This window comes from Filimonas zeae (genome assembly GCF_014641615.1).
Lineage (GTDB): Bacteria > Bacteroidota > Bacteroidia > Chitinophagales > Chitinophagaceae > Filimonas > Filimonas zeae.
Genome location: NZ_BMIB01000004.1, coordinates 1,058,588 through 1,073,000 on the forward strand (window position 1 = coordinate 1,058,588; position 14,413 = coordinate 1,073,000).

The following is a 14,413-nucleotide window of genomic DNA, read 5'->3' on the forward strand; positions in this document are numbered from 1 at the left end:
GTGAAGTATGGCTGCGGTAAATTACAGGTTTTACTACAATTCCTTTACCCTATATAAACATGCGCCAAACAAAAAGATAATAAAGTAACATACCACCGGCAGGTAATAGGCTTTTGCCACATCGTGATTGGCTACCAGCCCCATTACAAACGGGAAAAAGGCGCCACCTACCACGCCCATGGAAATAAAGGAAGAAGCCTGTTGCGTATGTGCACCCAGGCTTTTTAAACCCAGGCTGAAGATGGTAGGAAACATAATGCTGAAGAAGAAATTTATCATCAGCAGGGCGCTGAACGAAAACCAGCCCCAGCCCTGCGCCACCATGCAACACATAACCATGCTGCCAAAAGCAAAAGCAGCCAGCATTTTATGGGGCGCCACAAACTTCATCAGCGATGTACCTGCTATACGCCCCAGGGCCATCATAGCCATAAACACAATCATATAGTTGGCGGCACTGGCATCGGTAAAGCCCATTACATCATGCCCGTAGTTGATAAAGAACCCCCAGGTACCGGCCTGTGCGGCTACGTTAAAAAACTGCGCTATCACCGCCCATACAAAATGCCGGTACTGAAACAGCTTTTTAGCCGGCGCAGCAGCCTGCGCGGCGGCGGCATTGCCAGCGGTTGCGGCTTTCTGTGCGGTCACCTCTTTATCACCAGCTTCTTCCGCACCGTGTGCGCTGGTAACCGCGGGTACTTTTACAAAAGCAAAAGCCACTACCACTGCCAGCAGCACTATGCCAATGCCGGTGTATAATGTTTTAACGGAAGCCAGATCGCCCGCAGCGCCGCTGCCAGCCAGTAACAGACTACTGCCCAGTGCGGGACCAATCATGGTACCCAGGGCGTTGAACGATTGGGAAAAATTGATACGCCGGTCGCTGGTACCCTGGTGGCCCAGGGCTGCCACAAACGGATGGGCCACTGTTTCCAGTGTAGCCATGCCGCAGCCCAGCACAAACAAAGCCAGGCGGAAAAACGGAAAGGATACCCTGTCTGCCGCTGGCACAAACATAAACGCACCCAGCGCAAACAACAGCAGGCCCAGTATTACACCGTTTTTATAGCCAAAACGTTTCATAAACAGCCCGGCTGGTATACTCATAAAAAAGTACGCCCCAAACACGGAAAACTGAATAAGGCCGGATTGCGATTTTGACAAATGCAGCACGTTCTGAAAGTGTTTATTCAGCACATCGCTGATGGAATGCGCCACACCCCATAACAAAAACAGGGAGGTAACAAACAGGAAGGTGACAATAAATTTCTTCTCTGTAAAAGCAGGCTTTTCTATCATATCAATTTTTTAACTGAGGCGCTTGCCGGTTAGAATAAGGGTTTACCCTGCTGCAACTTTTGTAAACGCAGCAACGCTTCCAGGTAGTAGTAGTCGGCATACACTATCGAAGCATCTATCTCACTGCCATTCGGTTTATTCCCCGTACTGTGTAATAAAAGTGCACAGTTGCGTTTACCAGACTGCCAGCGTTTGGTAGATAGTTCCGCCAGCATAGCAGTGGCTTTCTGCCGGTAATGCTGGCCTGTGGCCGAATCTGTTACCAGGGTACTCAGCTCCAGCAAGGCAGATGCTGTTACGGCTGCGGCCGAGGCATCGCGCGGAGCATTGGGTATAGCAACGTCATCAAAATCCCAGTAAGGAATCTGTTCATCACCCAGCCTTTGTAAGTACACATTGGCTACCTGCTGCGCAAAGGCCAGGTATTCCGGCTTGCGGGTTTCGCGGTAGCAAAGTGTGTAGCCGTATATAGCCCAGGATTGGCCGCGCGCCCACATACTGCTATCGGCATAACCCTGATGCGTTTGTTTGCGCAGCACCTTACCGGTTACTGTATCGTATACCACTACATGATACGCGGAGTAATCTGGCCTGAAATGGTGCTGCATAGTAGTATTGGCGTGCTGTACGGCTATATTGTAACAATGAGGGCTTCCATTTTTTGCGGCCCAGAACAGCAGTTCCAGGTTAATCATGTTATCGATAATAGTGTTGTGCCCGCCCAGCATTTGCACATTGCGCGGCCAGGATAAAATGGTACCCACCTGCGGATTGTACAACGTAGCCAATGTATCGGCCGCGGCCAGCAGTATGCGTTTATAGCTGGTATCGCCCGTAAGGCGCAGGCCATTGCCCATGCTGCAATACAACTGAAAACCAATATCATGATCGAAGGCTTTGTTGTAAGCCAATGGCGTAAGGGTACGGCTGAAACTATCTGCTTTGTTACGCCAGGTGGTATCTCTGGTGTATTCGTATACATACCAGAGCAGGCCGGACCAGAAGCCGGAAGTCCAATCCTTATAATCCACCAGGCTCCAGCGGCTGGCACCGGCAGCAATACTGCGGGGAATACTGTCGTACCCATGCAGCTGACCGGCAGCAACCGTAACCTGCTGCACACTATAATTCAAGGCCGGTTCAGAAGAAAACTTTTTTGCCATGGTACACGCCTGCAAACAGAGGATACCCAGCAAAGCAATCGTTGTTATGCGCATCAGAATTGTATTTTAGAATAAGTGACTGCAGGCAGCGTAAAAGCCACGCGTATACCACCATTGGTGCGCAGGGTTTTACCGGTGTACTCACGGGTGGTATTGTCTGCTGTTAGTTTTAAGCGGTTACCGGTTACGCTGTTTAATGGCAGGGTTAATACCACGGGCTTATCTGCGGCAAAATACCAGCCATCGCTTTGTTTGCATAAGGCGGCGGCGGTATTGTTTTGTTTTGCGGTAATGCTGTAGGCACCGCTGCCTATGCTGCTGCCGCTGCCCATAAACAGGTACTGCAATTGATTACCCTGCTCGCTTATTACACCATATACGCCATTGCTCCAGCGTTGCTGATAACTGGCGGTGGCGGTACTGTCTGCCCCGCAGAACACCCATTGGGTGCTGCCGTTGCGGGTGTTAATAGTTAAGCCTGTTACTGCGACGCTGCTGGTTTGCGGTGTAAAGCTTTGGATGGCGGTAATATCTTTAGGTATGCCTGCTGTAGCAGGTTCCAGTACTACGGTAAAAGGTTTGTTCCAGGCCGCTCCTGTTTGCCGGGCTATAATAGTGGGTAATGGCAGGGTAGCTACGCTCTGCGGAAGCCCCATACGATCAATGGCTTTAGAGGGCGGCGCTTTTACGGCAAATACTTCCCGGTTGGGTTCTCCCTTCATCCACATATGCATCTGTAATTCCGGGCCATTGGGCATCGTCAATTGAAACTGTGCCTGAATATCCTTATCCGTAACTACCGATTTTTTATCCCAGAAATAATCATAGGCCGATAAGTGACCACCAGCAAACGTTAGCCGCTCTGTGGGTTGCAGGTTCAGCGGTGCACCTGCACTATCCAGTACGGTTAGCTGCTGGCCCATGCTGTGATAGAAATAATCGTGCATTTTATCTTTTCCATCCTGCCGGGCAGAGCGGAACACATCTATGTAATACCCGGTTGTATCGCTGGTTCTGACAATGCCGAGTAACCTGTTCTGCCGGGCCTGTGTTTCCGGTTCCAGAAAGGCCACACTGGCAAAACTTACCAGCGGAAAAAAGCCTGCTTTTACACCGGAGGCGGGATAACTGTGCAGCAACTCAAAACCATGATTGCTTTTCATAACCGGATAGGCAGAGATACCATCTACCGCTACGGTATTATGCGCCGGAAACTGCGAATAGTACTCGCCATAGTCTGGCTGAAAATAACTGGTGCCTATACCTGCTTCGGGTGCCAGCACCATGCCCTTACCAAACAGTTCCATAGAAATACCGCCTGCGTGCATGTGATTGCCTTTAGAGCCGGATAGTGCTGCCATTAACCCGTTTACCGGATCAAAGCCGTTGCGCAAGGCCAGGTAGCTTACTTTGGGCGCGCTGAATACCGGAGTAACATAGGCTGTAATACTGCCGGGTTGTGTGGTATCTGTTGTGGCAGTTACAGGTTCTTCTACCAACAGTGTAGCGGCTATGCCTTCTTTCTTTTCCGGAGTTGCTGCTTCGCCTGTGTGCCGGTTAAATGCTTCCAGTGTTTTGAGGTAGCGGCTAAAGGCTGCTATCTGTTGCGGCTTGCGGTGCAGCTGTGCATTGGCTAGCAACTGCCGGGCCGGGGTAAGGGAAAGCCTGCCATAATGCGAATCGCCAAAGGCAGAGAAAAAACCATTGGGAAACAGGTACTGCGCTGCGGCAGGTACTGCTTTTTCCAGCACGGGCATATCCGGCAGCAGATCGTGCTGAAACTGTTTATCAAAACGCTGTACCACACCGGTAAAATCAGCCAGCACATTCAGAGAATAGCCGGGGCATTCGTTCCAGATACCGGTGGTGGAATCGTAGCCTTGCTGTAGCAGCTTATACAGGCTCCACTGGCGTTCAGAATCGGTATTTAAGATGTTGCTGATATAGTACTGGCGGCCCTTACCATCGGGGTAAGCGCGGTTATCTTCCAGCACTGCGGCAATATTCAGCACGTTGCGTGCTTCTATCAGGTTCCAGTTATTAAAGGCTACACCGTGGTTAATCTGCACCTCTGCCCACTTTTTAAACACAGCGGTGTACACCTCTATTTGCCGGGGTGACCGCTGTTGCAGGTATTGGTACAGCAGATCGTAAATACCGGTGAGGCTGGTGAGCAGTGCTGCCTCCTGTATTACCTCAAAGGTGGCCAGCCCGGCAATAGTTTCGTGGTGGCCGTGGGTAAGGTCATGCGGCGTTTCGCGGTAGTGCATACCGGTCATATAGGTATCAAACAGCCCGAATGCAAAGCGGGCGTATTTGTCATCGTCTGTCAGGCGGTACAGCCAGGCAGCGGTATGCGCAAAGCCCATCAGCTGGGTGTTAACAGATTCAATGGCACGACCGGTTTTGGCCACTTCCACCCACTCCATGGGCGCACCGGGTTTGGAGCGGTTTACCAGGTAAACACCCCGCGGGTCGTCTGCATACGGCAGCAGATCTTCCGGTTTGGGCGCCCCGTACGGGGTAATATGGTCGCGTGCACCAGGAAAGCGTACAGTAGGCACCGGGGCTTCGCCTTCGGCATGGTCAAAAACACCCCCTTTTATATACACCTCTGTATGCCGGGTTTTCCAGTACATCTGCAGGCGGCTGAGCATCCAGCTACTGTCTGCCTGGCAGCGAGTTACGTAATTATCTATGCTTTCCCGCATGCGGCTTACCGTTTTGCGGGCGGTTTCGTTTTGCAGTGTCCACGCTTTTAGCCGGGGAAGTTGTGTGTTGGTCACCTCCAGACGGGGGTGTTGCTGCGAAAAGTCTGCTGGTAATTGTATCGGCTGCGCCGTGGCAACTGCCAGCAGGCTACCCAGCGGCAGCAATACAGTTTTAACCGAAAAGGCAAGCAGCCGGAAAAGCAGAATAGTCTGATTCATAATGGCATTTAATCAGCCGGAGCTACGGGAGAGGAATTGGTCTGCCCCTGTTGGAAGCGCCTGCTATGGCAAAAATAGATCGGGGTTTATGGAGGGGTGAGGGAGTTTTTTACCAATTATGAGGGTGTTATTGTTCAGATGGGCGGATGATGGCCTTATTTCTGCCGGAGCTCAAAGAAAGCCCGGTTTCTTTATGAATTCCCGGTGGCATTGCATCCAATGTGTATGCGAACGTTATTATCCCTTTTCCCACTTTTCTGCCTGCTTTTCTGCTCCGGCAGAAATAAACAGGTATGCATTTACGAAAAAAGTGATTTTGTACTGATAGACACCACCTATACCACGGAACTGCCCCGTGAAGCACGCACGGCCCCTGCCGGTTACCCTATCTATTATTTTGGACCAGTGAAGGACACCATTGCCATTGGAAAGCAATTTCTCCGGGGCAGAACCCCTATACCGCAATGGCCAAAAGTGCTTCCCGCTACCCGCAATTACTCAGTTAATAAACTACAAATTCTTGTAGACACCAGCATTACTACAGATTTACCCACCGAATACGCTGCCGAAGATGGAAGCTTTAATAATGCTGCCGCCCAGCACTACAATGCACGTTTGGTAACCCTCCGGAACATCTGTGACTCTATAGTGTGGATAGGTAGAAGTTTTGACATAATTTTTATGCGCCTCGAATGCAGGAACAGACAGGGTGAATGGGTTGCTGTTCAACAACGCATGGAGGGGTGCGGAACAGGACAACCCAGTATCTATCTGAGGCCGGGAGAAATTATTATAGCCAAATCCTCCCGCCTTCAGGGTTCATTTACCACCGATTGCCGGCTTGTATTTGGGCGTGATGACCGTATTGTATATTCCAATACTTTCCGCGAAGCAATAAATGAAACATTACTTAACGGTGTTCAGACAGATTAATGCGTTTGCACAATTATTACCTTCCCTGCTGCATCTATTTCTTCTAACAGAAACAGACTGTCGTTAAAGTAATTCATCTCAGGGTCATGATCGCCGTAGAACTCAATACGCTGAGTACTCTTGCGCAAGGCTTCTTTATCCAGTGCTTCCCCAGCCCAATCTGTTGTAAACTGATCGGCAATTTCGCTGGCTTCAATGCTTACATGTAAGTCAGCCGAAAAGTGGATGTGAAAGCTATAGCCATCGTCGAAAGTTACTATCAGGTTGTCACCGGTAAGTGCCGCTATGGGTTTATTACTACCGGGCATACGGGCAAAGCGATCGTCAATACGTTTTTTGATGTCTAAGGCGGCAATCGTTTGTTCCGGGTGCAGGAACGCTAAGTGTGTATAAGCCATCAGGTGTTTTTTGGATACTATTGTATATAAACGGATAAGCGGCAGTTTTGTTTACAGGTCCTCTTATGCGCTATTCAAGCTTATGGCTTATCGGCTGCCAGAGAAAACACTACACCCGAATCAATAAACCGTAGTTGGCTTTTTTCCATTACAGCGCTCCTTCCCAGATGAAATCCCGTGTCGGCCTGTATAATTAACGTATCTCCATGCTGTTCATAGGTACCCCATGATTCAGCAAACGCAGGGGTGTTTTGCTGTAACACCTTTACCCAATTGCCCTCTTTAAAAACAAGCGAAAGGCCACCATCACCCGCACCAATTTCCAGATTTACTGCCACATAGGCGTTTGGTAAACCATCCAGCCCTGCCAACAGCAACCTATGCCCCCACACCAGCCCAATAAATCCAATGGCCGCGCAGAACGGCAAAAAAGAACGCTTGCCTTCTTTGTTCACATATCTTCTAACATTCAGGAAAAGTACCACTATTGCCAGCAGATAAAGCAATCCCATTGACAGTAATCTCAACCAGGTTTCCAGACCAAAATCAACTACATGCACCGGCTTCCATTCCAGCCAGGCAGCCAACAATCCAATAGCACACACTATCCAGAAAACGGGTTTTATTTTTAACTGCTTCATTCTTAAAGAGTTTAGGGGCAGATCATTTATAGCCTTGACAAATCAAATATACACAGATGCTGATAAGCCAATAAATTTGAGGTGCATTCCAATTCCGGCATGAAATAAGATACTTTTCTACCAAACGGCAGCATGGCAGACGTACACAATAAGGAAACGCGCAGCTATAACATGAGCCAGATTAAGGGTAAGGATACCAAACCCGAAATACTGGTGCGCCGTTTTTTGCATGCGCGGGGGTTCCGGTTCCGGCTGCACGATAAATCGCTGCCTGGCAAGCCAGATCTGGTGCTGCCTAAATACAAAACGGTTGTTTTTATTCATGGCTGCTTCTGGCATGGGCATGCCCACTGCAAGTACTATGTGGTACCCAAAACACGTACAGAATGGTGGCTGAATAAAATTAACACCAACATTACCAACGATCAGAAAGCAGAAACGCTGCTGGCAGCAATGGGGTGGAAAATAATTACCATCTGGGAATGTGAGCTGAAGAAGGCGGTACTGGATGATACGCTGGCCAGACTTGTTTTGAGTATATTAGGCAGTAAGCAATTACAAAACAAATAACCGGCACTATGCAGAGAGGGTTGCTGCAAAGCACTTATTCAAACAGTTTCGTTATCCGGTAGCTGCCATGCCCTGCATTTCGCCGGAAGCCTCATCCTGTATCTTCCCTCTGCTACGTGCAATACTGATAAGATCAGCATTGAGACTAATCAGCTTTTTGTACTCGTCCGGCTTCTCCATAACGGCATCAAACAGGTGCAGATTCTCATGAATCAGCGGATCCTGCTCCACATTTGCGCCACTCAGCACCACATACAGGAAAGAGGGCTCAGCACACCTTAGCCGTATGCGACGTAAAACATCCAGCGAGTTCATACCGGGGAGATAGAAGTCGGCAATAATCATATCCGGACAAGGGTTTTCCGCCAGAAACGACAGTAAATCAAGGCCAGAAGAACAGCTGGCTACTATGTTAAAATGACCAGGATCCAGCGCTTCCTGCAACAACATCCTGTCATCTGCATCATCGTCTAATATTATCACGTTCACTTTTTTCATACACTAACGGTGTTTAAATCAATAGGTATTTAATTTAAACACCAACAGGATGCCAAAACCAGATGATGAGCTGTAAAAATTGTAAAAAATAACTTAAGGTAATACACAATAAATGTTAACGGACCTGCACAGCTATGCCGGCAAATTATCCCGGCACCACTGTGCGCCGTTAGTTGTAAACGTTAGCGGAATCTGAGTACCAGATGCGGATAACTACTCTCAGCCAGATCGCCGAGAATAAGCCTGCCCAGTAAAGCCTTTAAGCCATCATACGAGTCGGGCTTTTCAAATAGATACGTAGGGCGAAAGTTGTCTGCCACTTTCAGATTGGCATTAGCCGACATGGTAATAAATGGGATATCAGGCTTTGTTCTGGATACTTCCAGCCACAGCTCATGCGCATTCATAACGGGCATGTTGTAATCGGATATAATGATATCCGGCGGAGTATCCAGCATTTCCAGAATAGCCGCGTGACCACTTTCCACTACATGCACCACAATCTCCGGATGAATTTCATCCACTGCGGTTTTAAAAAAGAACTGGTCGTCTTTGTCATCCTCCACTAACATGATTCTTATCATCACACCTCCTTTTTGTTATGAAAGAATACAGCCGGCATAATAGAGGTTAGCGGGCCTTTTTCAACCCGGTATTAGCAAATACGATGCTTAAAACGAATCATCCCTTACTTATTAAGATTTCTTTAGCGGTTGCCCCGGATTGTTAAAAAAACATGCATAACAAAGCTGCGCCCCCTAATGTTCGTTTTAACGGCTATAAAATAAGAGGGCACATCATTATATGATGCACCCTCTGTTTATAATAAACGCCCCGGGCACGCTGCCTGCATTAACTGGTGCTTAATTTTTTCCAATATGTCAAAGAACTTATGAAAACCGCCGCCTTACGGGGCAGCGGTTTTATTATTGGTTACCCTTTTACAGTAATCTGACTAATAGCCGCGGCCACACTGCCTGCCACCGCCAGGTAACCCGCAGCTGTTATTACACCTGCCGGCAACACCACCGGCGAGGCAATAATTACAGCACTGGCAGCGGTTAACGCCAGCCCCATATTGCGCAGCTTTTCAAAGAAGGGTGGGGTTTCCTGTTTTGCTCTTTGTTTAAGACTCAACTGATCTATTTGTTTCTGTGTCATGGTTTGTTAATTATAGTTTTTAAATAATGGGGTGATGCCTACAGGCAGTGACTCAATCTGCAGCCACACTTCCTGTTCCAGCTCAAAGGCAGGTTGCAGCAACCGCATCAGCTTACTCATGGCCCTTCTGCTACTTTCGCCCTCACCCTTACCTGTTAAAGCGCTTACGGGCGCAATACAGCCTTTTAATTCGCGGGCAGCATTGTTGGCAGGGTGTATCAGAATCAACTCGCGGCCAGGCACATCCTGTAACCACAGGTGATTACTGAACTTCGGGCTCTGCCTTTGCAGCAGCCGGTAGCGACCTTCGGGCACGCACGATGCGTTGGTGCGGTTATCCAGCCAGGGCAGTTCAATGGTATAGCAAACAATATCGCCATGCATTCTGAGTATACCATTGGTGCCGCGCGGATAATACATACGCTGTAGTTGTAGTGTTATCATAACTGCACCAGTCTTTCCAGATTGGCTTCGTTACCGGGTCGGTCTTTAGCCAGCGCCCTTACTATGCAGCCATCCGGATTGTTATTTACTACTGTTGCCGTATACACCCAATCGCGCCCATTCTCCTGCATTACCGCCATGCCTTTTTCAATCAGCACATCCTGCTCCGTAAAAATGGACACCTCTACGGATACCACCTTATAGCGATCTACCGTATCTACCGTTACTGTACTGCCTACCAGGCCCGTGTATTGCGTTACCACCACATCAAAAATCTGTGGCGCCTTCCACACATCGGCCATGGCCAGGTTAAACGCACTCTGGCCGGGTTTGGTCATTTCCTCATACATGGCTTTTGCGGCAGGTATGCTGAGGATGGACTTTGCGTATTGAACGGCTTCTCTGAAGCGTTCGCGAACGGATATCTGAAGTGGGGTAGGTGGCACGGATGATTTATCCGGCTTGCGGGAAACGATGGTTTTACCCGCCCTTTTGGTGAACACTAACAGATCGCCCACCAGACCACTTAAACCGAAGGTGACTATATTATTTTTTGACTCTGCCATTGTAATTCTTTTTACACGTTATTCAATTTGTGTTTCCATTTGCCACCACCGCTATCCGGGTAAAGCCTTGTTGGGGACGCTTCTCCCAACTCAGCTTTCAGCGTCGGCCCCGGTTACCGGCGGTTGACATAGCAATGATACTATTGGGGAGAGGGTGTTTTGAACGCGAAGTAGGCAAACGACAGTTTGGAGTATGCAAACGACAGTTTCGTGTAGGCAAACGACATGAGACAGGCCTCAAACCCTTATGCAGACTGCGTTCTATGTCAGTTACGGCCTGCAGCAAGGGTTTCAGAGCATACCTGCCGCATACCGCCACGCTGTCACCCCGGAAAAAATTCTATAGCAACTGCCCAGGCGAAGGGGAAGCGAACCCGTGGCGAACCCACACCGAAGGAATGGTGAAGGCAAAACCGACCCGCAAAATGGCAGACATACATTAAATAAATATACGTTTACTCACCCAGGAAGGTGATGCGCTTATAAAATGCCTCGCGGTATGTTCTTCCGATAGGCACCTCGCGACTGCCGAGGTTTATAAGCTCCGCTGTAAAGAATACAATATGATCAAGAGAAACTACATAGGCAGTATGCACGCGGCAAAACTGAACATACCCTACCGTCTGATGCAGTTGTGTAAGCGGTTTTCGAATGAGAATACTTTCGGTAGTAGTTATAACAGTGGAGTATATTTTCCCTCCCTCTATTAGCATAATATTACTTTGTTCAACGCATACATAGCGTGGGTACTGCGGTAGGTAGAGGCGCGGCATGATTCCAGGTTTTAGATTTATATAATGAATAACTAAGCAGACGGATCAGGCAAACAGCTTGCGCCGTCTCAATGCAGATGGCGCACAGCCAAAACGGCGTTTATAATACCTGAGCAGGCAGGTTTCACTCATCCCTATTTCACAGGCACAGCATTTAACCGAAGCACCTTTACGCCTCAGATAGTCACAGGCTTTCAACAACTGCTGCTCTATTATATACTGCTTTACTGTTTGGTTAGTAATACTAAAAAAAGCAGTATATATAGTAAAATCGCTTACACCAAAATGTTCAGCCAGCACGCCAGTAGTAAGGTGTTTATGAAAGTGCTTATGAATATAAGTCTGTATTTCTGTAGCCAGTGGCACCATGCCGTTATTCATTTTCCTGCTGCGCATTAACTGCCGCAAGCGTAGTACATATCCATTTAACAGGCTATCTGCCAGGGAAAGTGCCCGTACACAACTACCGGGGTTATGGTAATCAATAGCAATTAACCGACTCAGCAATGCATCTCTCCCCGGCAAGCCCGAAACTGTAAGCTGCATTACAGAACGCCTTTCGCCGGACGACACACAGGCACTGAAATGAGCCAATTGAGCGTTTACCGTAGCCAGGTGTTGCACCTGCTGCTGCGTTAAAGTAATACAGGCAAACTGATACATGCCAGGGGCTAATCGCATGTAGTGTTCCGTTGTGGCCGGGCTATGCGCCAGCAAACACTCCCCCTCGTGAAATTTGTGCTGCCCTACCCCTTCTGTATATACCAGTGCATTACCCTTCATCACCAACCACAGTGCAGTAATAGCTTCCGGCACCGACACTGTTAACAACTGATGCTCTTTTACATAAATCTGGTACAGATGAAAGGTAACAGCACCTATTGATGCAGACTGGATCATTACAGCGCCTTCTTTCCATACAATACTACGGACTGCTGCACCTTTTAGCTGGTGCGTTGCATAGGCATACTGTTGTGGCAGCTGATTAACAATAGCAACATCTTCTTCGGGTTTACCGATAGGCAGAAATGTCATTGGGTACGTTTTTATGGTTGGGCAATTGTTCTGAAACAAATATCATTATATAACAATGATAGAAGTCAAATATTTGCCACCTAAAACGGAGAAACAACGGTTCTTATTGAAAAGAAACGTTAAAATATCCACAGGTATTTACCAACGGGTTGGCAGGCTTCTTATATAACAATATCATTTAACTGAAAAAGCAACACATATGCAGAAGTGAAAATATTAATGTCTTAAAACAGGCAGTACTGCAAATATCGTTAGGGATGAGGCTGAAATGCCCTGCCAGTGCTGTTACAGCTTTTGCATACCTTTTATAGGGGGCGGAAATGCGTACTTCACATCAACTGTTGATTCAGAAATATTTTTTCTGAGCCGTGTTATGCTTTTGCTGATTGCGCCTTACGCCTGGTTTTATCAGAGCCTCTTTTACGTTCGCACGAGCCTTCAACCGGCTCAAACCCCTGCATCTTTTTATCCAGTGCATTCAGCAGTCGCAAAAACTCTTCTATACGCTCATACATAAAAAGCCTGTTACTATTTTCCTGTCCGCTACTACTATCAGCACTGTGATATACCGAAGCCGTGTAGAACTGCCACAGCAATTTTCTGCACTGCTTATAAGGGTAGTTTAAAAAGAAAAACCGCACCTCCAGACACAGCTCTTCCAGTAATTCATCGGGTATGTTTTGAATGTTCATAGCGGATTACGAAGCGGTATTTAACGGATTTAAACGATACATAGTTAGCAAACGGGCTGATTATGGCTGCTCACCCCCTCACTGGCAGCAGGTGCCTTGTGTTTACGATAGACTACTTCACCAGATTCCAGCGCTTTCAAAACAAACGCATCGCCGCTGGTGCCTAGCGGATTATCTAAAACAGGCTTATATATTATGCACCTGGCTTTGAAATCTGGCTTTGCCAGATTTTGGATTACTTTGATAATTTCCGCCCCTGGATAGTCAGCACCCTCATCAGGAACAATAATAAGGCTTAAAGAGAGTGTTTGCTGCTCCTGAATTTGCCAGCTGCATCCGCTATTATAGCTTGCTATGCTTGCCATTTTCCAGTTATAACAGACAGTTTTGGAGATTGGGAAATACGCTACGAGCCTGTCGATAAGTAATCGCAGATCGAAATTTTGCTATGGGGTGAGGTGTTTTAATATGGTATGCATACAATTGAATGTTTTTATCCTGTCGAGGAGATCCCCTTTTTACAGGCATTTTGTAATAAAAACCGATTGTAAGACTACCGCGCGCAGTGAGGAAAGCATTTAATAAAAAAGACGCGGGCTAGTCCTTAACTTTACAAATAAAAAATTGTCCGTTGTACAACTTCCACATCATGGTTCTTATAAAAACTACCACGCCCCATTCTGGGAGCAAATATTAAAAGCGGATAAACGGCATGCGATCGCATCAGCAGGCGTAAATGCTAAATATAAGCATCCACATTTTGAAGTTCTCAAAACCTTCCACGAAAACGGATATAACATACACTGCACCAGCATCGCTCATGGTTCGCAAGAGTTTTTAGAACATATAAAGAGAACTGCTGCTATTAGTGGCAAGCTAGATACATTTAGCACTCTTATAAATTCCTACACACCAGGAGACAAAGTTTTCCAAGCTTAAAAACCATGAAAAGATTAATAGTAAATTAGTTAGTAAAAAGTGCCTTTAAGGTTTACAAACCTTACTACACCCAATTCAAGAAAATTCACCTTTGATTACGACAGCTCTCAGGCTATACAAAATAAAATAGAACTTCTTAGCTATTACTTACCTAAAAAAGCTTTAACAGGCTGAATATAGAGTAAAAACAGCAATATATTATTAAACAGAAAGCGCTTCACCAACTTGTAAAAGGTATTCTTACGTGTATAACGGAAGGCGATCGAGCAGAAATAACTTTTGTTCATTTTGTTCAAGCCTTGGCGGTATAACTTTTTGCATAGAAATTAGCGATCTATGCCTAAAGCAGGAAAAAAGCCATTGATAAC

17 protein-coding genes are annotated in these 14,413 nt (G+C 47.2%); 3 read left to right on the forward strand and 14 right to left on the reverse strand.

Translation table 11 applies throughout. The annotated features are described in order from the left end of the window. Window positions 1-33: 33 nt before the first annotated feature. Genes IEY13_RS22810 through IEY13_RS22820 form a run of 3 tightly spaced genes read right to left on the reverse strand, consistent with a single transcriptional unit; the run spans window position 34 to window position 5,395 of the window. Window positions 34-1,302, reverse strand: a complete 1,269-nt coding sequence (locus IEY13_RS22810; protein WP_188956584.1) for a sugar MFS transporter — start codon at window positions 1,300-1,302, stop codon at window positions 34-36. A gap of 29 nt (window positions 1,303-1,331) precedes the next feature. Beyond that, entirely contained in the window at window positions 1,332-2,519 is a 1,188-nt protein-coding gene (locus tag IEY13_RS22815; protein WP_188956586.1) for a glycoside hydrolase family 88 protein, read from the reverse strand. Then, on the reverse strand, window positions 2,519-5,395 hold the full coding sequence (locus IEY13_RS22820) for an endo-acting ulvan lysase-like protein (RefSeq protein WP_188956588.1): 2,877 nt from the start codon (window positions 5,393-5,395) through the stop codon (window positions 2,519-2,521). The genes IEY13_RS22815 and IEY13_RS22820 overlap by 1 nt, the downstream gene beginning before the upstream one ends. Window positions 5,396-5,620: 225 nt before the next feature. Between IEY13_RS22820 and IEY13_RS22825 the strand changes: the two genes are divergently transcribed. Continuing rightward, window positions 5,621-6,328 carry a hypothetical protein gene (locus IEY13_RS22825; RefSeq protein ID WP_188956590.1) on the forward strand — a complete coding sequence of 236 codons (708 nt, stop codon included), beginning with the start codon at window positions 5,621-5,623 and terminating at the stop codon, window positions 6,326-6,328. Here the strand turns inward: IEY13_RS22825 and IEY13_RS22830 are convergent. After that, the gene (locus IEY13_RS22830; protein ID WP_188956592.1) at window positions 6,325-6,726 is read right to left on the reverse strand and encodes a hypothetical protein; all 402 of its coding nucleotides are present in this window, start codon (window positions 6,724-6,726) and stop codon (window positions 6,325-6,327) included. The two genes, IEY13_RS22825 and IEY13_RS22830, sit on opposite strands and share 4 nt — an antisense overlap. An 80-nt stretch (window positions 6,727-6,806) precedes the next feature. After that, window positions 6,807-7,367 carry a hypothetical protein gene (locus tag IEY13_RS22835; protein ID WP_188956594.1) on the reverse strand — a complete coding sequence of 187 codons (561 nt, stop codon included), beginning with the start codon at window positions 7,365-7,367 and terminating at the stop codon, window positions 6,807-6,809. Window positions 7,368-7,499: 132 nt separating this feature from the next. Between IEY13_RS22835 and IEY13_RS22840 the strand changes: the two genes are divergently transcribed. Further along, the gene (locus tag IEY13_RS22840) at window positions 7,500-7,937 is read left to right on the forward strand and encodes a very short patch repair endonuclease (RefSeq protein WP_188956596.1); all 438 of its coding nucleotides are present in this window, start codon (window positions 7,500-7,502) and stop codon (window positions 7,935-7,937) included. Between the two features lie 51 nt (window positions 7,938-7,988). Here IEY13_RS22840 and IEY13_RS22845 read toward each other — a convergent pair whose 3' ends face one another. From IEY13_RS22845 to IEY13_RS22885, 9 genes are all read right to left on the reverse strand, one after another. Continuing rightward, window positions 7,989-8,435 carry a response regulator gene (locus IEY13_RS22845; RefSeq protein ID WP_188956598.1) on the reverse strand — a complete coding sequence of 149 codons (447 nt, stop codon included), beginning with the start codon at window positions 8,433-8,435 and terminating at the stop codon, window positions 7,989-7,991. Between the two features lie 182 nt (window positions 8,436-8,617). Next, window positions 8,618-9,019 carry a response regulator gene (locus tag IEY13_RS22850; RefSeq protein WP_188956601.1) on the reverse strand — a complete coding sequence of 134 codons (402 nt, stop codon included), beginning with the start codon at window positions 9,017-9,019 and terminating at the stop codon, window positions 8,618-8,620. A gap of 349 nt (window positions 9,020-9,368) precedes the next feature. Then, window positions 9,369-9,596 (reverse strand): hypothetical protein, encoded by a 228-nt coding sequence (locus IEY13_RS22855; RefSeq protein WP_229687970.1) that lies wholly within the window; start codon window positions 9,594-9,596, stop codon window positions 9,369-9,371. A gap of 6 nt (window positions 9,597-9,602) precedes the next feature. Further along, window positions 9,603-10,040 (reverse strand): DUF5675 family protein, encoded by a 438-nt coding sequence (locus tag IEY13_RS22860; RefSeq protein WP_229687971.1) that lies wholly within the window; start codon window positions 10,038-10,040, stop codon window positions 9,603-9,605. Further along, window positions 10,037-10,606: a hypothetical protein gene (locus tag IEY13_RS22865; protein ID WP_188956604.1), complete on the reverse strand. Its 570-nt coding sequence runs from the start codon at window positions 10,604-10,606 to the stop codon at window positions 10,037-10,039. Before IEY13_RS22865 ends, IEY13_RS22860 begins: the two co-directional genes overlap by 4 nt. 455 nt (window positions 10,607-11,061) lie before the next feature. Continuing rightward, entirely contained in the window at window positions 11,062-11,379 is a 318-nt protein-coding gene (locus IEY13_RS22870) for a LytTR family DNA-binding domain-containing protein (protein ID WP_262891985.1), read from the reverse strand. Window positions 11,380-11,424: 45 nt separating this feature from the next. Continuing rightward, complete coding sequence (locus tag IEY13_RS22875; RefSeq protein ID WP_188956608.1) at window positions 11,425-12,414, reverse strand: helix-turn-helix domain-containing protein; 990 nt, start codon at window positions 12,412-12,414, stop codon at window positions 11,425-11,427. Between the two features lie 371 nt (window positions 12,415-12,785). Next, window positions 12,786-13,106 (reverse strand): hypothetical protein, encoded by a 321-nt coding sequence (locus IEY13_RS22880; RefSeq protein ID WP_188956610.1) that lies wholly within the window; start codon window positions 13,104-13,106, stop codon window positions 12,786-12,788. Between the two features lie 44 nt (window positions 13,107-13,150). Continuing rightward, window positions 13,151-13,471 carry a hypothetical protein gene (locus IEY13_RS22885; RefSeq protein ID WP_188956612.1) on the reverse strand — a complete coding sequence of 107 codons (321 nt, stop codon included), beginning with the start codon at window positions 13,469-13,471 and terminating at the stop codon, window positions 13,151-13,153. A 259-nt stretch (window positions 13,472-13,730) separates the two neighbouring features. Between IEY13_RS22885 and IEY13_RS22890 the strand changes: the two genes are divergently transcribed. Next, complete coding sequence (locus IEY13_RS22890; RefSeq protein ID WP_188956615.1) at window positions 13,731-14,045, forward strand: ComEC/Rec2 family competence protein; 315 nt, start codon at window positions 13,731-13,733, stop codon at window positions 14,043-14,045. Window positions 14,046-14,413: the final 368 nt, after the last annotated feature.